A 24,125-nucleotide genomic window follows, 5' to 3' on the forward strand; every position below is an offset into this window, starting at 1 on the left:
CCCCTCTCCCAGCGGGAGAGGGGAGTTAACGAACCGTTTCATGGCGATTGGACATGATGCCAATACGCAACTGGGTACGGGATCAGCTTGGTTGCAGCGTCTCAATTCCCTCAGGAAGGGCGATGATCGCCTCTTGGGCCATGCCGATGAACAGGCCATGCTCCACCACCCCCACCGTCCCCTTGAGTTGATCGGCGATCTTGGCGGGATCGGCGATGGGGCCGAATTGGCAATCGAGGATGTAGTGCTGTTCATCCGTCAGGTAGGGATCCCCTTGGGCATTCAACCGCAAAGTGGCCGCACAGCCAATAGCCTCTACCCGCGCCAAGGTGGTTTTCCAGCCAAAGCGCACCACCTCCACGGGCACCGGGAAGCGAGTGCCCAGATGCGTCACCTTCTTGGAGGCATCGGCGATGATGATCAGCTCGGCGGCGCTGGCCTCTACCAGTTTTTCCCGCAGCAGAGCCCCCCCCGCTCCTTTGATCAAGTTCAGGGATCCCACTTCAATTTCGTCGGCTCCATCGATGGCCAGATCCAGGCGGGGCTGCTCCTCCAGGGTGGCCAGCGGGATCCCCAGGGAGCGGGCTTGTTCTGCTGTGCGCTCCGAGGTGGGCACACCGATGAACTGCAGCCCCTCCTTTTGCATCCGCTCCGCCAGGGCGCTCACCGCAAAAGCAGCCGTGGATCCTGTGCCCAGCCCCACCACCATCCCTGACTGCACCTTTTGAGCCGCCGCTTGGGCTGCTGCCTGTTTCAGCTCATCTGCACTGGCCATCTCGCCTTTCCGGAGTCCAACCGAATTATTCTACCGCCCGCTCCAGCTAAAGCCCTGCGGCGCTGCCACCACCTGGCCAAAGAGATCGTAGGGCTCGGCGCGAGTAATCTGCACCGGCACCAGGGATCCCAGGGATCCCGGCCCGCGCACGTACACCACCCCGTCCACCTCAGGGGCAAAGCGGGGGGAACGGCCAATCCACTCGCCGGTGCGGGGGTTTTCCTGCTCCAGGAGCACAGGCACCACCCGGCCCACCTGCTCGCGGTTGCGGCGGAAGGCGATCCCCTGTTGCAGTTGCATCAGGCGGGCGCGGCGCTCTTCCTTAAGGGGCTCCGGCACTTGCTGGGGAAGGTGGTAGGCGGGTGTGCCTTCTTCAGGAGAAAAGGTAAACACCCCCACATGGTCAAATTGGTGGCGCTGCACAAAGTCCAACAGATGCTGGAAGTGCTCCTCCGTCTCGCCGGGAAAGCCGACAATAAAGCTGGTGCGCAGCACGGCGTTGGGCAGCGCCTGGCGCAGCCGCTCGATTACCCGGTCGTTGACCTGGCCCTGCCAGGGGCGGTTCATGGCTTTGAGGATCTGCGGGTGGCTGTGCTGCAGCGGCAGATCCAGATAGGGCAGGAAATTGGGCGTCTCTTGAATGGCCTCCACCACTGCCGGGGTAATGCCGGTGGGGTAGGCATAGAGCATGCGGATCCAGGGGATGGGGATCCGGCCCAGGGCGCGGATGAGCCCGGCCAGCCGCGGCTCCCCGTAGAGGTCGATCCCGTAGTTGGTGGTGATCTGGGAAATGAGAATCAACTCCTGCACCCCTTCTGCGGCCAGTTGCTCCGCCTCCCGCAGAATGGACTCGATGGGGCGGGAGCGTTGCTTGCCCCGCAGGTGGGGGATGATGCAAAAAGAGCAGCGGTAATCACATCCTTCGGCCACCCGCAGGTAGGCCACCGGCGCATGGGTGGTGCGATAGCGGGGGACGGTCTCGTCGGCAATGTAGTCCAAGCTGGAGGTGACGGCGTTGACCCGCTCCCCTCGCTCCGCCCGCTCGATCACCTGCACGATCTGGTGGTAATCGCCGGTGCCGACGATGGCCACCGCCTCCGGGATCTCCCGCAGCAGCTCCTCTTGGAAGTGCTGGGCCAAGCAGCCGGCGATGAGGATCTTTTTGCCCTGTACCGCCAGCTCCATCAGGGTGCTGACCGACTCCCGCCGCGCCGCCTCGATGAAGCTGCAGGTGTTGACGATGACGTAGTCGGCGCTGTCTTCGTCGCCTTCCACCCGGTAGCCCGCCTGGGCCAGCAGGCCCAGCATGTGCTCGGTGTCCACCCGGTTTTTCTCACAGCCCAGGTGCACAACGGCAACTGCCGGCGCTTTCTTTGGGGGAGCGGCAGGGCTGCGAGAGGGCGTAGGCAAAGCGGTCTCCAACCGGTTCATAGCCACAGGAGAGGCCGAGAGAATGGCGACAGCAGAAATGAAAGTTTTCTTATTCTAGTTTAGGTTTCGCTACTCCTCTGCCAACCAGCTCAATCGGGCTACCCCCCAAGTTGAACCCACACCAAGCCAAGAGCCACAGCCACTGCCAGACCGCTGGCCGCCCAACTGCAGGGATCCCCGCCAGCCGCTGTCGGAACCAAGGGCGCCCGCCCGTAGCCCCGCAGGCGCAGCGCCTGATAGACGCGCTCGGAGCGCTCATAGCTGCGCACCAGGAGAGTAGCCACCCCAGCAGCCAGGAAGGGCAGGTCTTGGCGCAAGGCCGGGCCCGGACGCCACAGGGATCCCCGCGGCTGCCAGCCCCTCAGCCAAGCTGCCCGCTGCATCTGCTGCCACTGGGCGCCTATCTCCTGCAGGTAGCGCTGCGTCAGCCAGGCCAACTCCAAGAGCAGGTCGGGGATCCCCAGCGCCCGCAAAGCCGCCAACAGTTCCAGCAGGGGGGTGGTCTCCAAAAGCAGCGTCGCCAGCGCCAACAAAGCCAGGCTGCGCCCAACGACATAGAGCGCCTTCTCCAGCCCCTCCCACCGCAGAGCCAGGGATCCCCACTGCCAGAGGATGGTGTTCCCCATAACTAACGGTAGGAGAGCGACGAGAGCTATTAGCAAAGCGCCTGGGGCGGCCAGCCGTTTCAGTCCTCGGCTGAGCGGCACTCCCGACAACGCCCAGAGAAGAGCCAGCAGCGCCCAGGCCAGGGGCAGCAAGGCCAAGCGCTGCACCTGGGCAAAAGCTGCCATCAGGGCTCCCAGGCCCACCAGCTTGGGCAAAGGCCGCCAGCGGTGAAGCCAAGAGGGGGAGGGAGGGAGGGGAGCGGGTGGAGAGAACTGCGTTCCCCTGAGATCCTGGGAGATGACGGCCTCGGCCCTATCTTTTGGCATCTTCTCCCAGCAGCTCCGGCTGCACCCGCTGCAAAAACCGCACCACCCAACAGGTAAACAGCCCCTCCACCGCCGCCAAAGGGAGGTGGGCCATCACCAAGCTGCCCAAGGCCAAGCGCTCTGCTTGGGTGGAGACCGTCCCCTCGCCCAGGAGAGCAGCCATCACCACCCCGTAGAAGAGCAGCGCCGCCAGCCCCACCCCCGCCGCCCCCGCCCAGAAGGCTGCCAACCCGTCTCCCAGCCGCCGTCGGCCCATTCGAAAGATCCCCCCTGCCAAGAGCGCCGGGATCCCCATAATGGCGGCGTTAATCCCCAGGGTGGTTAGCCCCCCGTGGCCAAAAGCCACCGCCTGAAAAAACAGGCCCACCACAATCGCCGGGTAGGCCAAGGCCCCCAGCATCACGCCCAGCAAGCCATTGAGCAGCAGGTGCAGGCTGGCCGGGGGAAAAGGCAGGTGAATGGAGGAGGCGACAAAAAAGGCGGCGGTCAGCAGCGCCGCTTTGGGCAGTTGGCGGCGGGGATCCTTTTCCAACCGCTGGAGGAGGTGTAGGCTCCAACCCGTAAGCAGGGCAGTGATGCCATAGCCCCCCAGCCAAAGCGGTGCTGGCAGAAGGCCCTCGCTGATGTGCATGGCTAGTCCTGGCTCAAAGCGGCAACACCCCCTGAGGAGTCGGGGAGTTCTGGGCCTTGGGAGGGACGGGGCCGGGAGAAGAACAGGGCCGTACCCAAGCACCCCCAGATGACACAGGCAGCCATAACCCCCCGCTGCACAGGGCCAAAGGAGGAGCCGTTGGGGATCCCTTCTGCCTGCATAGCCGCTTCGCCTACCGGCACGTTCACCACCCCGCCGTGGCCGGCCTGGCGAATGCGCACCTGCCACAGTCCCTTGAGCTCAGGATCCGGCTGCAGCAGAAATCGCCCCTGCTCATCCGTTTGCCCTTCCTGCCAAGGGGTGGTGGGATCGGTGGGCGCAAACACCGTGACGCGGGCAGAACGCATCGGCTCGCCGGAATCGTAGCGGGCTTGGATCTCGAAAGTGGGGACGGCCCGCCAAGAGGCCTCCACCCCATGCCCCCAAGCCGGAGCAGACAAGAGCAGGCCGCAGGCCAGCCAGCTCAGTTGCCAGTAAGCGTAGAAAGGGAGGCGATTTGGCCAGACTGAGTTCATGGGTCGGCAAAAGTAGAGGACAATCTCTCGACTGCAAAAGCCACCCAGGCTTGAGGGCAAAGACCTAAGGTCAAGATCCCGTCCCACCAAGACGGTCAGAGGACGCGCGGCAGTGGCCCTCCCCCACGTGGCCCAAGTTCTGCAGGATCTCCAAGAGGGTTTCGGACGCCGTCCCACTTTCCTGCAGGTCGTCCCAGACCAGAGGGTCGGATCCCCCCTTTAGCCGCTGCTCCAGGGAGAGGGGATCCAGCTTCACCAGCGGGGCAAACCCCAGCGCCGCCCGGTTGAGGTCATCTTCCGGCGGTAGGCTGCCATCCCCAAACAGGTGGTCAAAGTGGAAAGTCACTTCCAGATCCGCCACCTGGCCCGCCTGGACAAAGCCCTTGCGCGCTTCCCCCACATACTCGCCGCAGACGAAGGCCAGCTCAGGGCTGAACTTGAGCACAAAGGGGATCCCCTCTCCCTCCCCTTTTGCTGGCCGGGCTGTGCCCTCGATCCAGAGGGAGTAGCCCTTGGCCGGCCCCTCCGCTGCCGGCACCAGCCGCCAAGCCAAGGCGTTGTAGTGCCCAGGGGGAGCTTCCAGGGATCCCAGCAGAACCCGTTCTGCCCCCGCCGCTGGCACCAAATCCACCGTGAGGGGGCCTGTCAGGTTGACTAAGGCCTTGGCCTGGAGCTCCCCTTTCCCTTCAAAAGGGGGATCCGTCTGGTAGGCCGTGATGTCGGCCAGCGTCACGTACACATGCTCAAACTGCAGCGCCCAGCCGTCTTTGGAGACCAACCCCTCCCGCACGAACGCTTCGCCGTTGGCCCACAGCTCCAGCGTGCCTTTGGCCGAGGCAGAGATCGCCTGCGGCTCCCTAGCTGGCCCCGACTCGACAGGCGGACGACAAGCTGTCATGCCGGCTCCCAGCCCCAGGGCCACCAGAGCCAGCCCTCTGGCCAAGGGATCCCTGGAGGAAATGACCCACGACGGAGAGAGGAGTTGCTTCACCTGGAGTTCGGCCAGCGCTACTGACCTAGCCAAACACAAACTTTCGGGGCACCACAATCCCCCGCTGGGGCATCTTGCTACTCCTGCGCCAGGTTCCCGGCCCGCACCCAGCCCTCTTGCCCGTTCTCGCGGCGGATACGCTGCCAACCGCCATCTTCGCTCAGGCCCAACACCGTCACCACCTCATTCAGGGGCAGGCCGCCCATGTAGGCCCCTTCCCGGTCGGGAGTGGCTCGCAGCGCCAAACCCATCGGCTCGATCACCCGCCCCCGCTCACCGGGGGAAACGCTTGTTGCTCCAGGAGAGTGGGTGGACTCAGGCCTGGGTTGAGTCAACTGAACTGTCGATGGTGAAACGGTAGAGACAGCAGATGCCGAGGCTGCCGCCCCTTCCACAGGGCCCAAATTGCCCGCCCGCACCCAGCCCTCTTGACCGTTCAACTCCCGCCGCACCCGTTGCCAACGACCATCGGCGCTATACTCCAACACCGTCACCGTTTCCCCCACCACAATCCCGCCCTGGTAGGCTCCATCGGCGGAGGGCCGGCTGCGGATCGCCAGGCCAATCGGCTCAATCACCCGTCCGCGGCTGCCGGGGGGAAATCCTTCAGGGTCAAGGGTGCCTGCAGCAGGGGCAGACAGGGGAGGGGGAAAGCTGGTTGGGCTCGGCAAGGGATCCGGGCGGATCGCCCGCTGAAATTGGGGTGGGGGCGGGGGGGCCAACATCGGAGCGACCATCTGCCACAACTGCCAACCCAAGGCGGCCAGAGCCCCAACCGAGACGCTCGCCACCACCAAGGTGCCCAAGGGAAAATGGTCAGAAGCAGGAGAAGAACGGCCTCGCATTGGGTAGTTAGCCATCCAAAGTACCTCCCTGCAAAGCTGCAGACAAGAACCGCAAAACCCATTGGGATCCCTGTCAGCAACCGGGGATCTACGAGATTCAGAGCACTCGCATCCCAATCTATAACATCTTCAAAGATGCCGACTTTTGCTTCTGACCTTGGCTTGAACAGAATCGCGTCAACCCCCCGCCTCTATAGCCAGGGGAAGCAGAGCAGACACCCTTGTGGGTGGGCGACCCCCCATTTGACCAAGATGAGCATAGAGACTCCCCCCGTCTGGCGATTCTCCCTGCCGCCGGCACACTACGCCAACGATGGGGATGAGCCAGAAAACCAACCTTGTCTTGCAAGGCTTTACTGCACTGCCGTTATCGCGGCAACATAGCGACTATGCCCAATCTCAACCACAGCGATGACTCCCCTCGAAGAAGCGGCGGAAGCGGCGGCCAAGCTGTTGCTGTTTCGAGAAATCTGCGCCCATCCCCTAGCCCTGGGCTGGCAGGAGCTGATCCAGCAGTTGATGGCCGGGGATCCCCTGCCTTGCTGGGCGGCCTACGGGCGCTGGTTTGAGCTTTTGGCCCAGCAAAACCTGAGCTGGCGGGAGTGGCTGATCCAGGAGATCCGCTGGGCGGACAACCCCTTTGCCCGCGCGGCGCTGCGAGGTGGGGAGATCCCGACACCCCTTTTGCAAGCAGCACGGCACGATCTCCGCTGCTTACAGATCCTGGCCGAGAGCCAGGAGCTCATCGAAGAGCAGATGCAGGCGCTGGGCCTGGGGATCCCTTGGCCGGATGGGGACAGTGACTGCGCCGGCTGGGATCCGCGCTCTTTTGCCGATTGGGGCCTGAGCCTGGAGGCGTTGATCGCCCACTACCGCCAAAGAGGGGTAGGAATCTGTGCTCGCTATTGGGCGTTTCGCTGGGGGCCGGCAGGGCTAGAAGGGATCCCGGCTCCCGACCTGCCCGATTGGGATGAGATTTACGGCTACGAACGGCAGAAGCAGCAGTTGGCCGCCAACACCGAAGCGCTGCTGCGGGGGGATCTGGCTTTGCATGTCTTGCTCTACGGGGCGCGGGGCACCGGCAAGTCTTCGTTGGTGAAGGCCTTGTTGCGCCGCTACGGCCCTCAGGGGCTGCGCCTTCTGGAGCTGAGACGAACTGACTTGATGCAATTGTCGGAGATCTTGGCGGAGCTGAGGAAACAGGGGCTGCCCTTTGTGCTGTTTGTGGACGATCTCTCCTTCGAGGCCGACGAAACCGAGTTCAAGCAGCTCAAGGTGCTCCTGGAGGGGGATCTCGTCGCGCCGCCGCCCAACGTCCGCCTCTATGCCACCAGCAACCGCCGCCATTTGGTCCGCGAGTTTTTCGCCGACCGCCCCAACCCCCAAGATCAAGAAGTCCACGCCTGGGATACGGTGCAGGAAAAGCTGTCGCTGCAGGATCGCTTTGGCCTCACCCTCACCTTCCCTCCGTTCACTCAAGACGATTACTTGGCAACTGTAGAACACTTGGCGCAGCGGCTGGGTTTCGCTCAATCTTTGGCGGCCCTGCGTCGCCGGGCCCTGATCTGGGCGCAGCAGCAAAACGGCTTTTCCGGTCGCACCGCCCGTCAGTTTTTGGATGCCGTTCGGGCAGGGCTGGCAAAAGGGAACGAATGAATCGCTGGCCGCGTTGCGGGAAGTTTATTCTTCGGGGAAGGGATTGGCCAGCTTGTCTACCGTAAAGTAACGATGAAACTTATCCGTCACCCGCAACCAGGGGGAGCGGCTGCCTTCTTTGCGGTAGCGGGTTATAAAGCCTTTCTCCACCAGCTCTGCCACATGCTGATAGGCGCCCTGACCGCGCAACTCTACCAACTCGGCTTGGGAGAGGGGCCCCCGCAGGATGATGGTCGCCAAGGTACGGGCAGCGCCCACCCCGATTTCGGGGGGCAAGAGCTGGTTGGCCAGCTCCAAAAACGGCTCTCGCAACTGCAGGGCAAACCCCTCCCCCACCTGCAATACTTCCAGGGCAGAGTCGCGGTGAGCATAGTCTTCCATCAACTCCAGCAGCGCATCATAGGCCTCATCGCGGCTGCAGCGGGCCAATTGAGCCAGCGCCGATAGGGCCAACGGCTGCCCCTTCAGGTAGAGGATTGCCTCAATCTGGTTTTTCAGGGCTAAGAGACGCCCCCCCTCCACCTCTGATCCGGGATCCAAAACCAACTTGGAACGACGCGAGGCCATAGCGACAAGGGATCCGCCTACTTGTCCCGTAGCATAGCAGCAGTTGCAGGCTGAGGGATCCCTGCTGGGGCGGCCTGGGCCAAGGCGAGCGTTGCTATGCTAAACCATGCCATGGCCTGCTTTCCCGCCCATCGCGCTACTCGGTGCGGAGTACAATTGCACAACCTGAAGCCAATTGCGTAGCATAAATAGGGTTTGGGGATCCCAGAGAATTGGAGAGGTGTCCGAGCGGTTTAAGGAAGCAGTCTTGAAAACTGCCGTGGTTCACGCCACCGTGGGTTCGAATCCCACCCTCTCCGTTGCTTTATTGAGTAACCCACAATGCTGTCCGGCGGCCCCTACCACGCCCCTACTCCCTTGGGCCAGCCTAAGGTAATCTGGCGACGTCAGTCTTCTGCATCCAGAATGCGGGGCACTTTGAAGAACACATCCGCCCGGTCGGGAGCGTTGGCCAGGATCCCTTCGACATCCGGATAGGGCTCGACTTCATCGGGGCGGGTGGGCAGCTCCATGTCCAGGGCATGGAAGGTGGGCTCCACCCCTTCCGTATTCAGCTCTTTCAGTTGTTCCACGTAGGCCAAGATGTCTGCCAGTTGCTCGGTGAACTGGATCTCTTCCTCCTCGGTTAGCTCCAGACGAGCCAAGTGAGCGACATGTTGTACCCCTTCCCGTTTCAGCATCCTTCCCCCCGGCGCGCAGATCATTAACTTAGCTTAAGGTAGCTGAGAGCAACCGTTCGCGTTGGTGGTACAGAGTCCTTTGGCAGGCAGACTCAATACAACTCGAGGTTGGCGCGCCCGGTGGTTTTCAGCCAGTTTTGGGCCTCGATGTAGTTGTTGGGGGCAATGCGAATGGCGCGGATCCAGTATTGAGCGGCCTCGTCAAACAGGGCCTCTGCCGTTTCTTCATCTCCGGCCTGCAGGCTCTGCTCGCCTTTATGATGCAGCAACACAGCGATGTTGTTCAGGGCAGAACAAAGTCGTGGGTTCAACTCCAGAGCTTGGTGGTAGTACTCCAGGGCCTTGTCCAGTTCGCCGTTGCTTTGGTAGATCAGGCCCATGTTGTAGAGGATGTAGCTACGATCCTCTTCGCCTTGCTCCAGGGTGAGGGCTTCTCGGTAGTTTTCCAGAGCCTCGGCGTATTCCCCTTCGCTCTGAGCGGCCATGCCATCCCGGTAGTAGGCAAAAGCTTTCTTTTGCTCAGAACTCACCCCCGGCAGCAGTTTCAGGATCAGATCGGCCATGACGGTAAAGGTTTTGTCGATGAAGTTGTCGTTCTTCATGCTGCGCGGCATGGCTGACCCCTTTTAGAACTTGGGACTAAAGATTTCTCTCTTGCGTTGTATCACGTCCAAGGCGGGATCCGAAACACAGCCCCGTTGGTTTCACAAACGAGCCCCTGGTCTGTCAAGGCGGTATCGAGGGGCGCTTGCTCAGGCGCACAGGATGCCACTGCAGGGTTTCGCCGGGGGAAACCTCGACTTCACAGGCGGTGTCGATCAGCCGCTGCGCCTGCGCTTGGGGGGTGGGGTAGCGGGCCAGATCTGCATCCACCAGGTGGGGGTGCTCTTGCAACAGCCGCACGAGGAACTCCTGCAATTCCTCAGGGCTGAGAAATTGCTCCGGCAAGCCCGGGATCAGCAGCACATAGTGGTTGGCGGCACGCAACAGTTCGGGTTCCGAGTCTGACATGGTGTTGGGCTGGGCGTCTTCTATCCATCATGAACCAACGGGTTGCGCCTCTCTTGGTATCCTGATAAAGACTTTCCTTGCTCTTGTCTTGTTGGCATTTGAGATCTGCTTTTCCTATGGCTAAGCCGCGCACCCTCTCTGGCATTCAGCCCTCTGGCGAGTTGCACCTGGGCAATTACTTGGGGGCGATTAAAAATTGGGTGGCCGAGCAGGAGCACTACGAGAACTTTTTTTGCATTGTGGATCAACATGCCATCACCGTCCCTCAGGATCCCAAGCTGTTGAGGGAGCGCACCCGCTCGCTGTTTGCCCTTTATTTGGCCTGTGGCCTCAGCCTGGAGCATTGTGTGCTGTTCGTGCAGTCCCACGTGCCTGCCCATACGGAGCTGGCCTGGCTGTTCAACACCATCACCCCCATGAACTGGGCGGAGCGCATGATCCAATACAAGGAGAAAAAAGAAAAACAGGGAGAGGAGACCAGCGTTGGCTTGTTCAGCTACCCGATTTTGCAGGCGGCGGATATTTTGCTCTACCAGCCCAAGTATGTGCCGGTGGGGGAGGATCAGCGGCAGCATATTGAGCTGTGTCGGGATATTGCCCGCCGCTTTAACGACCGCTTTGGCGAGGTGTTTGTGATCCCAGAGGCCCTGATTCGCCCACAGGGGGCGCGGATCATGAGCTTGACCGATGGCACGCGCAAGATGTCCAAGTCGGATCCCTCGGATCTCAGCCGCATTCATCTCTTGGATGACCCGGATACCATCCGCAAGAAGATCCAAAAATGCAAGACCGACCCCATTCGGGGCATTGTCTTTGACGATCCGGCTCGTCCTGAAGCCCACAATTTGCTGACGATCTACATGCTCACCTCTGGAAAAAGCAAGGAGGCGGTGGCAGCTGAGTGTGCCGAGATGGGGTGGGGACAGTTCAAGCCTCTCCTCGCAGACAGCATCATCGCTGCCCTAGAGCCCATTCAGCAGCGCTACCGGGATCTCTGCAACAACCCCGACTATCTGCTGGCGCTGATCCGGGAAAATGCTGCCAAGGCTCGCGCTGTTGCCGAGCCAACGCTGCAAAGGGTGCGAGAGGCAATGGGGTTCCTACCCCCCTAAGGGATCCCTGCTAGTCGCGGTTGCCATCGCGGATCTCGACGGTGCTGAACTCCAGGCCCAGCTCCGAGAGGATCCCTGGCCAGGCCAAGCGCAGGCGCTCCTGCCATTCTTGCCGGTGGTTGATCAAATACACGCAGACCAGGGTGATACCCACTCCCAACCACTGCAGCCGCGTCAGCGATTCCCCCAAGAAGGTGCTGCCGAACAGCAGGGCGAAGATGGGGGTGAGAAAGGTCAGGGAGCTGAATTCGGTGAGGTTCTCCTGGGAGGCGAAATAGAAGAAGAGGGCATAGGCCACAGCGCTTCCCATCACCGAAGCGTAGAGCAGGCCCAGCCAGTGGGCACCGCTCAGGTGCTGCCATTGCTCGCTTTCTGTTAGCGCCGAGAGCAGGATCAAGGGCAGGCTGCCCAACACCATGTGCCAGCCCGTCGCCAACACCGGATCCGCCACCTCCGCCACCTTGGGCATCATCACGGTGCCGATGGCCATCGACAGGGATGCCAGCAACATCCAGACGACGCCAGCCCCCAACTGCAGGGATCCCCCGCCAGATAAGCCGATCAGGCCGATGCCGACCACCCCTATCCCCAAGCTCAGCCAGCCCAGCGCTCCCATCCGCTCGCGGTAAAACCAGGTGGCCATCAGAGCCACCGCCAGCGGCTGCGAGTCGATCAGCACGGATCCCAGCCCGGCGCCGGTCTCTCTCAACCCTTGCGCCAAAAATCCCTGAAAACAGGTGCCGTCCACCAGGGCAAAGGCCAAGACCCACAGCCACCCCCGCCGCCCCTGCGGATGCCAGGGTTGAGACACCCCGGCGGCCCGTCCCTGCCAAAGCCGAAAGGCCAAAACCAGGATCCCAGCCGGCAAGAGCCGCAGAATGGCGATAAAGAGAGGGGTGGTCTCAGAGAGGGCATCCCGCATCGCCACCATCGCCGAACCCCACAGGAAAAAGGGGGCAATCATCAACAGGCGTTGCCAGATAGGCTGAGAAAGCAGGTAAGACTGAGCCATGGGTGCTTCAAACTCGCAGACGGAAGTTAACCCCATGTTAAGCGCTGCGGCAGTTCGGTTACAAATCTTAATTATTGGTTGATGCAAGTTGATGCCTGGCATGGGATCCCTGGAGGGCTTTCTCAACCTGGATAAACCAGCAGGGCTTACCTCCCACGACTGTGTGGCGGTGGTGCGGCGGGTCTTGCGCACCCGCAGGGTGGGGCATGGCGGCACTTTGGATCCGGCGGCGACGGGGGTTTTGCCCATTGCCGTGGGGCGGGCGACGCGCTTTTTGGCCTTTCTGCCGGGGGATAAGGTCTATCGGGCCACCTTCCGCTTCGGGCAGCGCAGCGACACCGACGATGCCGAGGGGCAGATCCAGGTGGGATCCCCTTGTCCGGAGCTGAGCTGCGAGCAGGTGGCGGCCTGTTTGCGGGAGTTTGTCGGCGAGATTGAGCAGGTGCCGCCCCTTTACAGCGCCATCAAGCGGCAGGGGAAAAAGCTCTACGAGCTGGCGCGGGCCGGGGTAGAGGTCTCAGAACTGGGGCTGGAGCCGCGGAGAGTAGTGATTCGGCACCTGCGGATCCTGGGCTGGCGCCCCGGCAACTTCCCGGAAGTGGATCTGGAGATTGCCTGTGGCCCCGGCACCTACATCCGCGCCCTCGCCCGCGACGTGGGGGAGAAATTGGGCTGCGGAGGCTTGATGAGCCGCCTGCGACGGCTGCAAAGTGGCCCCTTTCGCGTCCAGGAGAGCCTGCCCCTGGAGCAATGGCAGGGATCCGCCGATCCCGCCGCTGCCCTGCTGCCGATTGAGTGGGGATTTCGCGATTGGGACTCAGTATCCCTATCTCCGGCTGAGGCCCAGCGCTGGCGGCAAGGTCAGGCCATTCCCCTGGATCCTGCTCAGGCCGGTGCTGAGACCTTGCGGGTCATGAGCAGAGAGGGGGAATTTTTGGGCTTGGGGCACAGCCAAGCAGGTCAGCTCAGGCCGCTGCGGGTGTTGCCGCCGGATCCCTAGTTGCAGAAACATTACATTTTCGTAACAACATTGGCCATTGTCTCGGCGGGAAAGAACCCCCTGCATGCTAAACTTCTGGGGGCAAGTGGGGAGCTCGGAGCGCTGCCGTTGTTGGGCTCCGGCTCGATTTTCCAAGGGTGGCCTTTGGACGTTGCCGACAAAATCTCTTCTCAATCTTTTCTCACTTTTGCATCTCAAGCTACTTTTACATAGAGTTACAGGAACGGAGTTGAGAATATGCGGGATGCCGTAACCACACTGATCAAAACCTACGACCTGGCGGGCCGCTACTTGGACCGGAATGCGATGGATGCGCTCAAAGCTTTTTACGATTCAGGGCTGCGGCGCATCAAGGCAGTGCAGGTGATTAATCTCAACTCGGTGGACATTGTCAAGACGGCTGCCGCAGCTATGTTTGCCCAGGTGCCGGATCTGATCCGTCCGGGCGGCAACGCCTACACCACCCGCCGCTACGCCACCTGTTTGCGGGATATGGACTACTTCCTGCGCTACGCTTCTTATGCGCTGGTGGCTGCCGACAACAGCGTCTTGGATGAGCGAGTCTTGGCCGGCTTGCGGGAAACTTACAACTCCCTCGGCGTGCCCATCGCCCCGACGGTGATTGGGATCCAAAACATGAAAACCCGCACCCTGGAGCTGCTCGGCTCCGGCGAAGACTACAGCTTTGTGGCCGAGCCTTTCGATTACATGAGCAGCAAACTAAGCGAAACCGATATCTAGCCTACTCGTCGGCGTAGGGATTGGCCGGCACCGGTATTGGCTCCACCTGCTCGGCGACGATCACCAACTGAGATTGGCCATCCCGCCGCTCTACGGCCATGCGTCCCTCCAGACGCAGCCAACTATCGGCAGTTAACTGTTCTGCCTCTGGCCAGCGCACCGGCAAGCCCACAGGGTAGGCATCGGCAGCACAGCAACTGACCAAAAAGCGAGCGATAACAAAGTGGTCGGGCCGCGGGTCGGGAACGACGAACCCCTGTACCCGCACCGGCTGCCCTGTGTAGGTGTAGGGATCCGGGTAGACATCCAAGGTGCGTACCCAATCCAGCAGAGTGCGCTGACGCGGGTCGAGCTTGGGACGAAAAGCCTGCGGCTGGCTACGAGATACCCCCAGGTAGGGAGATACCCCTCGGTTGAGGGCAGTTTGGCTGGAGAGCGGTCGCGGCTCGACCCAAAACCCCAGCAGTGCCGTCAGGATCAGCAGTCCTGCGCCCAGCTGCGGTCCCAACAGCGAGGCGTGGGCTTCAGAAGAGGCGACTTTCGCTCCTTGCCAACGGCCAATCCCCAAGCCCAGCAGGCATAGCCCGGCCAACAAAGCCACATTCACGTAGCCGGGATTGATCAACATCAGCAGGGTACCCCGCCAGCGGTAAACGATCAGCAGGATCCCGAGCAACATCAACCCGGACGCCTCCCAGTAGGCTATATGGCCCCACGCCAACAGTTTCCTGGGCCAAGACATAATCTTGGTTTTGATACGCACTCCCTCTGGGTTTTGTTTTTCCCGAATAGGACTAGAACTGCTTTTGGGCATGGTTACAGCTTTTTCACACCACTCCGAACCCAAGTTTAGCAATCCTCGCGCAATTTTCCACTACCTGTGTGGCGAGAATGGGCAAGGTCTTTACTGCGATTTCGCGGTCACAGGTATTGAGGTTCACCCAAATAGAGCTCAGCAAAAAACTTCGTTTAGCCCACGTTCCTGATCGGCAACTTTACAAAAAGCACCGTGATTACCCTGTCTATTGCTGGACGGTTTGCCTGTGGTGGATCGTAAGCCCTAGCAAGCTACAGCTTTTTCCAGCGTTATCTAATAAGCCAATGTAGATCTATCTCTTGTGTCGTGAAGATCCGGATTGGCTACAGAACTTCCGTGAAGTCAGAAAAAACTGTACGGCTGTGGGGAGTATGTCAAAGCTGTCGGGATCCCATCGTCAATTCAACGAATTCAGTCACAAATAACCTCATATTGATGAGAGTATTGATGAGAGGCTTTAGCGTGTAGGCATGGTTGCAAGCGGATGCCTGAAACTGGGGAGTTGCCCTCATTTGCTCTACAGTGAGATAGACACAACCGAGATAGCACAACCAAATGTTGCCGAGGGTACCCATCTGGCTGCGGGGAGTGAGCTATGCCATCTATGGCTTTCTCTACCTGCCGATTGTGCTGATTGCCGTCTATTCTTTTAACCGCGCCCGCTTTGGCCTGGCGTGGACGGGTTTTACCTTCGATTGGTACTTGGCTCTCTTTCGCAATGCCGCGATCTGGCAGGCCACGCAAAATACCCTTGTCTTGGCTGGAGTCAGCACTCTGGTGAGCACGGTGCTGGGATCCCTCTTGGGCTACGGGCTGTACCGCTACCGTTTCCCCGGCCAAAGGATTGTGCAGGGGTTGCTGCTGTTGCCGGTAACTGTCCCTGATATTGTGATGGCGATTACGCTGCTGCTGTTTTACCAGTTTGTGCGCGCCTACACCGGCTGGTTTGAGCTGGGCTTGGGAACGATGATCCTGGCCCACATCACCTTTCAGATTGCCTTTGTGGCCATCGTGGTGCGCAGCCGCCTGCAGCTTTTGGATCCCGCTTTGGAGGAAGCCGCCTACGACCTTTACGCCAACACCTGGCAGAAGCTGCGCTATGTAACCTTGCCCCTGGCCAGGCCGGGGATCCTGGCCGCGGCGCTGCTGGCCTTTACCCTCTCCATCGATGACTTTGTCATCTCCTTTTTCACCAGCGGGCCGGAAAGCCAGACCCTGCCCATCCTCATCTACAGCACGGCGCGGCGGGGGGTGACGCCGGAGATCAACGCCCTCTCCACCGTGATCATCCTGGCTACCTTGGTCGTGGTGATGGGGTTTCCCCTGCTCAGCCGCTCCCGCTAGCCCCCCTCTCCCTCAGGGAGAGGGGCTGGGGGTGAGGGTGGATCCCTCAGGGAGAGGGGCTGGGGGTGAGGGTGGATCCCTCAGGGAGAGAGGCCGTGGGTGAGGATCTCAGGGAGAGGGGCTGGGGGTGAGGGATCAAGTATTGAAATAGCGGGCCGCCGGGTGGTAGGCGACGATGGCAGTGGTGGACTGTTCCGGATCCAACTGGTCGCTGTCGTCCATGGTCAGGCCGATGCGCTCGGCCCGGAGCAGCTCCAACAAAACCCGCTGATCGGCGATGTTGGGGCAGGCAGGATAGCCGAAGCTGTAGCGGGAGCCGCGGTAGCCCTGGTGCAGGATCTGGCGGATGTCAGGGCTGTCCTCGCCGCCAAAGCCCAGCTCCCGTCGGATGCGGGCGTGGCACCACTCTGCTAAGGCTTCTGCCAGGGTGACGGCCAGGCCGTGGAAGTAGAGGTAGTCGGTGTACTGGCCTTCGGCAAACAGGCGCTGGGCGTAGGCCGTGGCCTCTGGCCCCACTGTAACTGCCTGCATGGGGAAAACGTCCACCAGGCCGGTGGAGCGATCGGCGAAGAAGTCGGCAATGCAGAGGCGCTGGCCGGTTTTTTGGCGGGGGAAGGTGAAGCGGGCCAGCTCCCGCACCTGGGGAGAAAGCTGGGGGCGCTCGACGGTGGGCAGTTGGAAGTAGGTGGTGGAGCCGGGCTCTAGAGCAAACAGCTCGGGGAAGCTGGCCGGGTCGAAGAGGATTAACGTATTCCCTTCCGCCTGCGCTGGGAAGTAGCCGTAGACCACCTGCGGGTGCAGCAGGTCTTCGCTCAGGATCCGCTCCTTCCAACGCTCGATCACCGGCTCCACCTGGGTGGCGAGAAACTGGGCAAACTCCTCCGCCGACTGGTCGCGCGGCTTGCGGATCTGCCACTGGCCGGCCACCAGGGCCTGCTTGTCGATATAGAAGAAGACTTCCGGCCAGGGGATCTGATCTGAGGCGAGAACTTTGGATCCCCAGAAGGGGGGGATGGGCCGCTCGGTATCCAGGGCAACGGCCTCGGAACGACGGGTGTTTGCCCCGCCGTCGCCAGCCGAGACCGCAAGGGCAGGAGCAGCACCCACAGTGGTCTCCGGGGGAGGCAGGGTGGGATCCGCTGGATCCGCAGCAGCCTCCTTCTGGCCGTTGACTCGCTGCTCCAAGTCATCCAGAAAACCCAGCCGGTCATCCCAGCGCCCGGCAGCCTTGGCCTGCATCAGCCGATCCATAAAGTGCAGGTCGGTAAAGGCGTCGCGGCCATAGATGACTTGGCCCTTGTAGGTCTGGCGGCAGTCTTCTTCCACAAAGCGGCGGGTAAGGGCCGCCCCCCCTAGGATCACAGGCACGGCGATGCCCCGCTCGTTAAACACCTCCAGATTTTCTTTCATAAACGCAGTGGATTTCACCAACAGGCCGCTCATGGCAATGCAGTCGGGCTTGTACTTTTCATAAGCCTCGATGATGTTTTCCACCGGCTGCTTGATGCCCAAATTGATGACCTTGTAGCCGTTGTTGGTGAGGATGATGTCCACCAGGTTTTTGCCGATGTCGTGGACATCCCCCTTGACGGTGGCGATCAAGAAGGTGCCCTTGCACACCTCCCCGCCCACCTTTTCCATGAAGGGCTCTAGGTATTTCACCGCCGCCTTCATGGTTTCTGCCGACTGCAGCACAAAAGGCAGTTGCATTTTGCCGGCGCCAAAAAGCTCCCCCACCTCCTTCATGCCGTCCAGCAAAAAGGTATTGATGATCTCCAGGGGGGAGTATTTCTGCAGCGCCTCCGCCAGGGTCTCCTCCAGGCCGATGCGCTCCCCGTCGATGATGTGCCGCCGCAGCCGCTCCTCCAGCGGCAGCTTGGCCAGGGATCCCGCCGCCCGCAGCTCCTGGCTGGAAACCCCTGCAAACAGCTCCGTCAGCCGCGCCAGGGGATCGTAGGTGCAGATGCCCTCAGCGTTAAACTGCCGCCGATCCCAGATCAGATCCCGGCACACCTGCTGCTGCTCCTCCGGGATCTTGCTTAGGGGCAGGATTTTGGCGGCGCTGACGATGGCGGCATCCAGCCCGGCCTGGCGGCACTCGTGCAAAAACACCGAGTTCAAGACCACGCGGGCTGCCGGCGAAAGTCCAAAGGAGATGTTGGAGATGCCCAAGAGGATGTGGGTATCGGGGAAAGCCTGGCGGATGCGGCGGATCCCTTCCAGGGTGGCCGCTCCGTTGGCGCGGTCTTCCTCAATGCCGGTGGAGATGGGCAAAGCCAAGGGGTCAAAGAAAATCTCGTAGGGCGGGATCCCGTACTCAACTGCCTGGCGATAGGCCCGCTCGGCAATCTGGAACTTCTTCTCGGCGGTGCGGGCCATGCCCTCCTCGTCGATGGTGCCGATGACCACCCCCGCGCCGTAGGTCTTGGCCAGCTCCAGCACCTTGAGGAAGCGCTCTTCCCCATCCTCGTAATTGGTGGAGTTGAGCAGGCACTTGCCCCCGGCCACCTTGAGGCCAGCCTCCATCTTCTGCCAGTCGGTGGAATCCAGCATCAGGGGAAGCGGGATCTGGGTCACCAGCCGCGAGACCAGCTCCCGCATATCCCGCACCCCATCCCGGCCCACGTAGTCCACGTTCACGTCGAGGATGTGGGATCCCTCCCGCACCTGCTCCCGCGCCAGGGCCACCAGGCCGTCCCAATCTTCAGCGTTGAGCAGCTCCCGCATCTTCTTGGAGCCGCTGGCATTGAGCCGCTCGCCGATGATTAAAAACGAGTTGTCCTGGAGGTAGGGCTGGGGCGAGTAGATCGAGGCGGCAGCCTGGATGCGCTCGACGGCGCGGCGTTTGGGCCGCAACCCCTGGACGGCTGCCACCAAGGCGGCGATGTGCTCCGGGCGGGTGCCGCAGCAGCCCCCCACCACCGCCACCCCCAGATCCCGCACAAAGTGTTCCAGGTGGAAGCGCAACTGCTCCGGCGTCAGCTTGTAGTGGGCCTTGCCGCCGATGTTTTCCGGCAGACCGGCGTTGGGGATGCAGGAGATGGGGAAGGGGGAATGGCGGGAGAGGTAGCGGATGTGCTCGGCCATCTTGTCCGGCCCGGTGGCGCAGTTGAGGCCCAGCACATCGATGGGGTAGGGCTCCAGGACGGCCAGCGCCGCCCCGATCTCCGTGCCCACCAGCATCGTCCCCTGCACCTCAAAGGTCAGGGACACCACCACCGGCAGGCGGATCCCCCGCCGGGCCAACTCCTGCTGCACGGCCACCAAGGCCGCCTTGGTCTGCAGAATGTCCTGACAGGTCTCGATAATGAGGAGATCCGCCCCGCCGTCGAGGAGCCCCCGCACCTGCTCCTCATAGGCAGCCCGCATCTGGTCAAAGCCGATGTGCCCCAGGGTGGGCAGCTTGGTGGTGGGGCCGATGGAGCCGGCCACAAAACGAGGCTTTTCCGGCGTTGAGAACTCGGCTGCCACCCGCTTGGCCAGCCGCGCCGCCGCCACGTTTAGCTCGTAGGCTTTTTCCGGGATCCCGTACTCGGCCAAGACAATCGAGGTGGCGCCAAAGGTATTGGTCTCGATGACGTCGGCCCCCACCTCTAGAAAACCCCGGTGAACCTGCGCCACCGCCTCCGGCTTGCTCAGCACCAGGATCTCGTTGCAGCCTTCCAGCTCCGGCCCACCAAAATCGGCTGCCGTCAGGTTCTGGGCTTGCAGAGAGGATCCCATTGCCCCGTCGAAGACGATCACACGTTCCTGGAGATGCTGTAGGAAGGGATGGGTCATAGGCGGTGCGGCGCAGGCAGGGATCAAGTTGGATCTAAAGAAAGTCTGATTTAAGGTAGCATTGAGCCTTTCGCTTGGACTAGACCGAGGCCAGGGATCCGACTTTGGTTATTGAGGTGGATTTAACATTTTCTTTGCCTGCCCCGTTGCTGTTTCCCCAAGGTCGGGCTAATTTAGGGAAGACGTTTTGGTGAGAACGGCTACAGTTGCCTGCAAGTGCTCCCTTTGAGGCCATTTGCTGCCTGCTGTAGAGGGATCTTCTTCTCCTAGGTTGGAGTGGTTGAGGTGCTGAATGTCCTGTCCCCCTGGTGAAGTGCCTCGCCTGCCGTCGCAAGATTGGCGAAGAAAAAGATCCGCCTTTCGCAACTGCGAGAGGCTCCGTCCATCAAGATGAGTCTTGCGCCAGTTCAGTTAAGCCCCATGAGCGATATCTGCTTCCAGATTGACCGGAGCAATCGCCTATTAGAAGCGGGCAAGCCAGGTTTTGGTTTGCCGGTCTAACTCTCTCACTCTGGCGCTGTGGGAGGCGGCAGAGCTGCAACTGGCTCTCCTCCTTTTGGCGTCTAGCCTCCTCTAGTCACCTTCTGTTGTCTGTGATCAGGATCACGAGGAACTCAGCATGGCTCAAGCAAAGGAATTGGTGCAGTCTGGTCAAACAGCGCTTCTCGAACCGGATCTGGAAAATCCATCTTCCAGCGCTCTGGAGTTGGAGAGTGGGACGGACACGCTCGAGAGCGAACTGGATACCGGTGACACTGATGCTTTTGATGAGGATGAGGACGAAGAAGAGGTAGCAGACGAGGATGGCGAGACTGTCGCCGTCGGCGCCAAGGGTCGTTCGAAGCGCAAAGCGGCCAGTAAGAAAAAGCCCTACACCGATGACTCCATCCGGGTCTATTTACAGGAAATCGGGCGCATCCGGCTGCTGCGGGCCGATGAGGAAATCGAGCTGGCCCGCAAAATTGCCGATCTGCTGGAGCTAGAGCGCGCTCGCGAGGCCGTTTTTCAGCGCATGGGCCTCTGGTCGGATCCAGAGGAGGTGCCCGACACCCTCTGGGCAGAGGAAGTCAAAATGTCCCTGCCGGAATTTCGGCGGCGGTTGCATCGGGGGCGGCGGGCCAAAGAAAAGATGGTGCAATCCAACCTGCGCTTGGTGGTGTCCATCGCCAAAAAATACATGAACCGGGGCTTGTCGTTTCAGGATCTTATCCAAGAGGGATCCCTGGGCCTGATCCGGGCAGCGGAAAAGTTTGACCACGAGAAGGGCTACAAGTTTTCCACCTATGCCACCTGGTGGATCCGCCAGGCCATCACCCGCGCCATTGCCGACCAATCCCGCACCATTCGCCTGCCCGTCCACCTCTACGAGACGATCTCCCGCATCAAAAAGGTGACCAAGTTGCTTTCTCAGGAGCTGGGCCGCAAGCCCACCGAAGAGGAGATCGCCACCCGCATGGAGATCACCATCGAAAAGTTGCGCTTTATCGCCAAGTCGGCCCAGCTCCCCATTTCTTTAGAAACGCCCATCGGCAAGGAAGAGGATTCGCGCCTGGGCGACTTTATCGAGTCCGACGGGGAGACGCCGGAGGATCGGGTGGCCAAAGTCTTGCTCAGAGAAGATCTGGAGAGCGTTTTGGAAACCCTCACCCCCCGCGAACGGGATGTGCTGAAGCTGCGCTACGGCCTGGATGACGGCCGCATGAAAACCTTGGAAGAAATCGGCCAGATCTTTAATGTAACCCGCGAGCGGATCCGGCAGATCGAGGCTAAGGCTCTGCGCAAGCTGCGCCACCCCAATCGCAACAGTGTGTTGAAAGAGTACATCCGCTAGGATCCGGTCTTAGGATGGACTCAGTTGCCGCTGCCAACCGACGTATGGAGCCTCTTCAGCATGAACCCCCATGAGACGCCGGATCCCAACTCCTCTGCAAAGGCCGACGGGGAGGGCAGGGATCTGCCTCCGGCCAGGCTGGAGTACCACGTGGAGGAGTTTAAGATCAGCGGGGACGAGCTGTTGGCCAAGATCCGCGAGCTGATCGAAGAGGCCAATGTTCGCCGCATCTTGATCAAAAATGCCGAAGGGCAGACGTTGATCGAGATCCCTCTGGGCGTAGGAGTGGCCGCAGGGGTGTTGGGGGCGGCTCTGTTTCCGGTGTTGGCGGCTGTGGGAGCGATCGGAGCTCTGGTGGCCAAGCTGACCATTGTTGTGGAGCGAACCATTCGCGATGATTCCTAGCCCGCCAAGCTTGTTCCAGCGGCTGATGCCCGCCTCAAGGCCGAGCCGGTGAGGCGTTTGTGGGCAGCTTTGACTTTCTACACCGCCTTGCCTTTGGGGCGGGCGGGTGGGCTATCGTTTGAGGGCATCGCCGCCTGGCTGCCGGTGGTAGGCCTGCTGCTGGGCGGGATCCTCTCCCTGGCGGCGCTTCTGCTGCAGATGTTCCCAAATGCGGTGCGAGCGGCTTTGCTGGTGGCTCTGTGGGCTCTGTTGACCGGTGGGCTGCACCTAGACGGGGTGGCCGATACGGCTGATGGCCTGGCGATCAACGTCCACAAACATCCTCAGGCAGGGGATCCGCAACCGTCGGCCCGGCACCTGGAGGGATCCCGCCGCCTGCAGGTGATGAGCGACAGCCACACCGGGGCCTATGGGGTGCTGGCCTTGCTGCTGCTGCTGCTGCTGAAATTTGCCGCTCTGAGCAGCCTTCAGGTCTGGCCTCTCTTGCTGCTGGTGCCGGCTTGGGGGCGTTGGGGCCAGTTGCTCGCCATCGCCCTTTACCCCTATCTGCGCCGGCAGGGATCCGCCCGCTTCCTCAAAGACTCCACTGCTCTGCCGGGATCCCTGTGGCCGGGCACGCTGCTGTTGCTGGCCATCACTGGGGGGTTGGGCTGGGCCGGGCTCCTGGCTTGGCAGCCTTTGCTGCTTTGGACGCTGGGATCTGCCCTGGGAGCCCTGGCCGTGGGCTATTGGATCTACCGCCAGTTGGGAGGGCACACGGGGGACACCTACGGAGCTACGGTGGAATGGTCAGAAGCGATAGCCTTGTTGTGGGGATCCCTGCTCGAGCCATCATGAACCTTCTGGCCGCCCTGAAAACCTCCTTCCAGATCACCCTCGCTCCCCTATCCATCGACCGTGTCCACCAAGAGGCATCCCATCCGGGCAATGGGGCAGTGGTGGTGATGAGCGGCTCTGTTCGCGATAACAACCTCAAGCACAACGCCCCCATCTGGGAAAAAGAACACTGGAGGGATGGCAGCAGCGCCTGGGTGAGCATGGGCGCTTGCCAACTCTCTGCGAGAGGATGTTAAGCCCCTCTACAGCAGGCCCACGTGCTCGGCCAAGCCCAACTGCTGACGGGCCGTTTGGCAGTCTTGCTGAATTTGCTGCACCAAATCCGCCACTGCCGGAAACCTCCGCTCTGGGCGAATAAAGCCCTGCAGCGCCACTTGCACCTCTTGCCCGTAGAGATCCCCTGTCCAATCCAGCAGATGTACCTCGACGGTGTGCTGTAGCCCGGCAAACGTGGGGCGGTGACCGATGTTCATCACCCCAGGCAGGGCTGCCGCCGCCGCAGGCACATCCACCCAAACGCTGTACACCCCATCGCGGGGCAAAAACTTCTCCGGGGGCAGGCGCAGATTGGCGGTGGGAAAGCCCAGTTGTCGGCCCCGCTGATCCCCTCGCACCACCTCTCCCATCAGCCGATAGGGGCGACCCAAGAGCGCTGCGGCGGTGGACACCTCCCCGGTCGCCAAGGCAGCGCGAATGCGGGAGCTGCTCACCCGTTCCCCGTTCAGTTGTGCCTCTGGGATCACCTCCACCGGAATGCAGCGCTCGGATCCCCAGGCTTGGAGGGTTTGGGCGTTGCCGGCACGACGGTGGCCAAAGCAGAAATCCCAGCCGACGCTGAGATGGCGAGCGCGCAAGCCCTGTTCCAGTACTGTTTGGATAAACTCTTGGGGCGGCTGGCGGGCAAATGCAGGGGTGAAGGGGAGCAACACCACCTGCTCAAAACCCATCTGCGCCAACAGAGCCAGCTTTTCGGCAGGGGGAGTGAGCAACAGTTGCCGGCGCCCTGTCAGCACTTCTTGGGGATGGGGATGAAAGGTGAGGACGGTGCGCACCCCCTGGAGAGAGTCTCGAATCGGCTGCAGCACCTTCTGATGGCCCAGATGCAGGCCATCGAAGTTGCCGATGGCCACAGCGGTGGGTCGCAAGGTTTGAGCCAAATCAGAAGTTACATGCACAGTTTGGGATCCCGAA

At 61.4% G+C, this 24,125-nt stretch carries 24 protein-coding genes and 1 tRNA gene; 10 read left to right on the top strand and 15 right to left on the bottom strand.

Annotation, left to right across the window (positions count from 1 at the left end; all coding sequences use genetic code 11):
- Window positions 1-82: 82 nt before the first annotated feature.
- The 7 genes from rpiA to NW844_RS01115 all read right to left on the bottom strand — a co-directional run bounded on the left by rpiA (window position 83) and on the right by NW844_RS01115 (window position 6,156).
- A complete protein-coding gene (gene rpiA / locus NW844_RS01085; RefSeq protein ID WP_414332726.1) occupies window positions 83-775 on the bottom strand; it encodes a ribose-5-phosphate isomerase RpiA in 693 nt (230 codons plus the stop codon).
- Window positions 776-805: 30 nt separating this feature from the next.
- Window positions 806-2,185: a 30S ribosomal protein S12 methylthiotransferase RimO gene (rimO, locus tag NW844_RS01090; RefSeq protein ID WP_414332728.1), complete on the bottom strand. Its 1,380-nt coding sequence runs from the start codon at window positions 2,183-2,185 to the stop codon at window positions 806-808.
- A gap of 119 nt (window positions 2,186-2,304) precedes the next feature.
- Entirely contained in the window at window positions 2,305-3,138 is an 834-nt protein-coding gene (cbiQ, locus tag NW844_RS01095; RefSeq protein ID WP_414332730.1) for a cobalt ECF transporter T component CbiQ, read from the bottom strand.
- Complete coding sequence (cbiM, locus tag NW844_RS01100) at window positions 3,125-3,769, bottom strand: cobalt transporter CbiM (protein ID WP_414332731.1); 645 nt, start codon at window positions 3,767-3,769, stop codon at window positions 3,125-3,127. The genes cbiQ and cbiM overlap by 14 nt, the downstream gene beginning before the upstream one ends.
- Window positions 3,770-3,771: 2 nt before the next feature.
- Complete coding sequence (locus tag NW844_RS01105; protein WP_414332733.1) at window positions 3,772-4,305, bottom strand: hypothetical protein; 534 nt, start codon at window positions 4,303-4,305, stop codon at window positions 3,772-3,774.
- A gap of 70 nt (window positions 4,306-4,375) precedes the next feature.
- Window positions 4,376-5,329 carry a hypothetical protein gene (locus tag NW844_RS01110; RefSeq protein WP_414332734.1) on the bottom strand — a complete coding sequence of 318 codons (954 nt, stop codon included), beginning with the start codon at window positions 5,327-5,329 and terminating at the stop codon, window positions 4,376-4,378.
- Between the two features lie 44 nt (window positions 5,330-5,373).
- On the bottom strand, window positions 5,374-6,156 hold the full coding sequence (locus NW844_RS01115) for an SH3 domain-containing protein (RefSeq protein ID WP_414332736.1): 783 nt from the start codon (window positions 6,154-6,156) through the stop codon (window positions 5,374-5,376).
- Window positions 6,157-6,552: 396 nt separating this feature from the next.
- Between NW844_RS01115 and NW844_RS01120 the strand changes: the two genes are divergently transcribed.
- Window positions 6,553-7,797 (top strand): ATP-binding protein, encoded by a 1,245-nt coding sequence (locus NW844_RS01120; protein ID WP_414332738.1) that lies wholly within the window; start codon window positions 6,553-6,555, stop codon window positions 7,795-7,797.
- 24 nt (window positions 7,798-7,821) lie between these two features.
- Here the strand turns inward: NW844_RS01120 and scpB are convergent, their stop codons facing one another.
- Window positions 7,822-8,364, bottom strand: a complete 543-nt coding sequence (gene scpB, locus NW844_RS01125; RefSeq protein WP_414332740.1) for an SMC-Scp complex subunit ScpB — start codon at window positions 8,362-8,364, stop codon at window positions 7,822-7,824.
- 214 nt (window positions 8,365-8,578) lie between these two features.
- Between scpB and NW844_RS01130 the strand changes: the two genes are divergently transcribed.
- Window positions 8,579-8,663, top strand: a tRNA-Ser gene (locus tag NW844_RS01130).
- An 87-nt stretch (window positions 8,664-8,750) separates the two neighbouring features.
- Here the strand turns inward: NW844_RS01130 and gatC are convergent.
- The 3 genes from gatC to NW844_RS01145 all read right to left on the bottom strand — a co-directional run bounded on the left by gatC (window position 8,751) and on the right by NW844_RS01145 (window position 10,055).
- Window positions 8,751-9,044, bottom strand: a complete 294-nt coding sequence (gene gatC, locus NW844_RS01135) for an Asp-tRNA(Asn)/Glu-tRNA(Gln) amidotransferase subunit GatC (protein WP_414332742.1) — start codon at window positions 9,042-9,044, stop codon at window positions 8,751-8,753.
- Between the two features lie 92 nt (window positions 9,045-9,136).
- Window positions 9,137-9,658 carry a photosystem I assembly protein Ycf3 gene (locus NW844_RS01140; RefSeq protein WP_414332744.1) on the bottom strand — a complete coding sequence of 174 codons (522 nt, stop codon included), beginning with the start codon at window positions 9,656-9,658 and terminating at the stop codon, window positions 9,137-9,139.
- Between the two features lie 112 nt (window positions 9,659-9,770).
- Window positions 9,771-10,055: a chlororespiratory reduction protein 7 gene (locus NW844_RS01145; protein ID WP_414332746.1), complete on the bottom strand. Its 285-nt coding sequence runs from the start codon at window positions 10,053-10,055 to the stop codon at window positions 9,771-9,773.
- 116 nt (window positions 10,056-10,171) lie between these two features.
- On the opposite strand from NW844_RS01145, the gene trpS reads away from it, so the two are divergent.
- Complete coding sequence (gene trpS / locus NW844_RS01150) at window positions 10,172-11,167, top strand: tryptophan--tRNA ligase (RefSeq protein ID WP_414332748.1); 996 nt, start codon at window positions 10,172-10,174, stop codon at window positions 11,165-11,167.
- 10 nt (window positions 11,168-11,177) lie between these two features.
- On the opposite strand, the gene NW844_RS01155 is transcribed toward trpS, so the two are convergent.
- A complete protein-coding gene (locus NW844_RS01155) occupies window positions 11,178-12,179 on the bottom strand; it encodes a DMT family transporter (RefSeq protein ID WP_414332750.1) in 1,002 nt (333 codons plus the stop codon).
- 100 nt (window positions 12,180-12,279) lie between these two features.
- On the opposite strand from NW844_RS01155, the gene truB reads away from it, so the two are divergent.
- Window positions 12,280-13,179, top strand: a complete 900-nt coding sequence (truB, locus tag NW844_RS01160) for a tRNA pseudouridine(55) synthase TruB (protein WP_414332801.1) — start codon at window positions 12,280-12,282, stop codon at window positions 13,177-13,179.
- Window positions 13,180-13,416: 237 nt separating this feature from the next.
- Entirely contained in the window at window positions 13,417-13,920 is a 504-nt protein-coding gene (apcB, locus tag NW844_RS01165; RefSeq protein WP_414332752.1) for an allophycocyanin subunit beta, read from the top strand.
- A gap of 1 nt (window position 13,921) precedes the next feature.
- Here the strand turns inward: apcB and NW844_RS01170 are convergent, their stop codons facing one another.
- Window positions 13,922-14,599, bottom strand: a complete 678-nt coding sequence (locus NW844_RS01170; RefSeq protein ID WP_414332754.1) for a TIGR03943 family putative permease subunit — start codon at window positions 14,597-14,599, stop codon at window positions 13,922-13,924.
- Between the two features lie 693 nt (window positions 14,600-15,292).
- Between NW844_RS01170 and NW844_RS01175 the strand changes: the two genes are divergently transcribed.
- Window positions 15,293-16,081, top strand: coding sequence for an ABC transporter permease (locus NW844_RS01175; RefSeq protein ID WP_414332756.1), 789 nt, complete (start codon window positions 15,293-15,295; stop codon window positions 16,079-16,081).
- A gap of 135 nt (window positions 16,082-16,216) precedes the next feature.
- Here NW844_RS01175 and metH read toward each other — a convergent pair whose 3' ends face one another.
- Complete coding sequence (gene metH / locus NW844_RS01180; protein WP_414332757.1) at window positions 16,217-19,861, bottom strand: methionine synthase; 3,645 nt, start codon at window positions 19,859-19,861, stop codon at window positions 16,217-16,219.
- A 619-nt stretch (window positions 19,862-20,480) separates the two neighbouring features.
- Between metH and rpoD the strand changes: the two genes are divergently transcribed.
- Genes rpoD through NW844_RS01200 form a run of 4 tightly spaced genes read left to right on the top strand, consistent with a single transcriptional unit; the run spans window position 20,481 to window position 23,170 of the window.
- Complete coding sequence (gene rpoD, locus NW844_RS01185) at window positions 20,481-21,692, top strand: RNA polymerase sigma factor RpoD (RefSeq protein ID WP_414332759.1); 1,212 nt, start codon at window positions 20,481-20,483, stop codon at window positions 21,690-21,692.
- A gap of 60 nt (window positions 21,693-21,752) precedes the next feature.
- Window positions 21,753-22,097, top strand: a complete 345-nt coding sequence (locus NW844_RS01190) for a DUF4342 domain-containing protein (protein ID WP_414332761.1) — start codon at window positions 21,753-21,755, stop codon at window positions 22,095-22,097.
- A 48-nt stretch (window positions 22,098-22,145) separates the two neighbouring features.
- Window positions 22,146-22,934: an adenosylcobinamide-GDP ribazoletransferase gene (cobS, locus tag NW844_RS01195; RefSeq protein ID WP_414332763.1), complete on the top strand. Its 789-nt coding sequence runs from the start codon at window positions 22,146-22,148 to the stop codon at window positions 22,932-22,934.
- Window positions 22,931-23,170, top strand: a complete 240-nt coding sequence (locus NW844_RS01200; protein ID WP_414332764.1) for a hypothetical protein — start codon at window positions 22,931-22,933, stop codon at window positions 23,168-23,170. Before cobS ends, NW844_RS01200 begins: the two co-directional genes overlap by 4 nt.
- A 6-nt stretch (window positions 23,171-23,176) precedes the next feature.
- Here NW844_RS01200 and NW844_RS01205 read toward each other — a convergent pair whose 3' ends face one another.
- The gene (locus NW844_RS01205) at window positions 23,177-24,109 is read right to left on the bottom strand and encodes a bifunctional riboflavin kinase/FAD synthetase (protein WP_414332766.1); all 933 of its coding nucleotides are present in this window, start codon (window positions 24,107-24,109) and stop codon (window positions 23,177-23,179) included.
- Window positions 24,110-24,125: the final 16 nt, after the last annotated feature.

Source organism: Synechococcus sp. H55.2, from assembly GCF_047462495.1.
Lineage (GTDB): Bacteria > Cyanobacteriota > Cyanobacteriia > Thermostichales > Thermostichaceae > Thermostichus.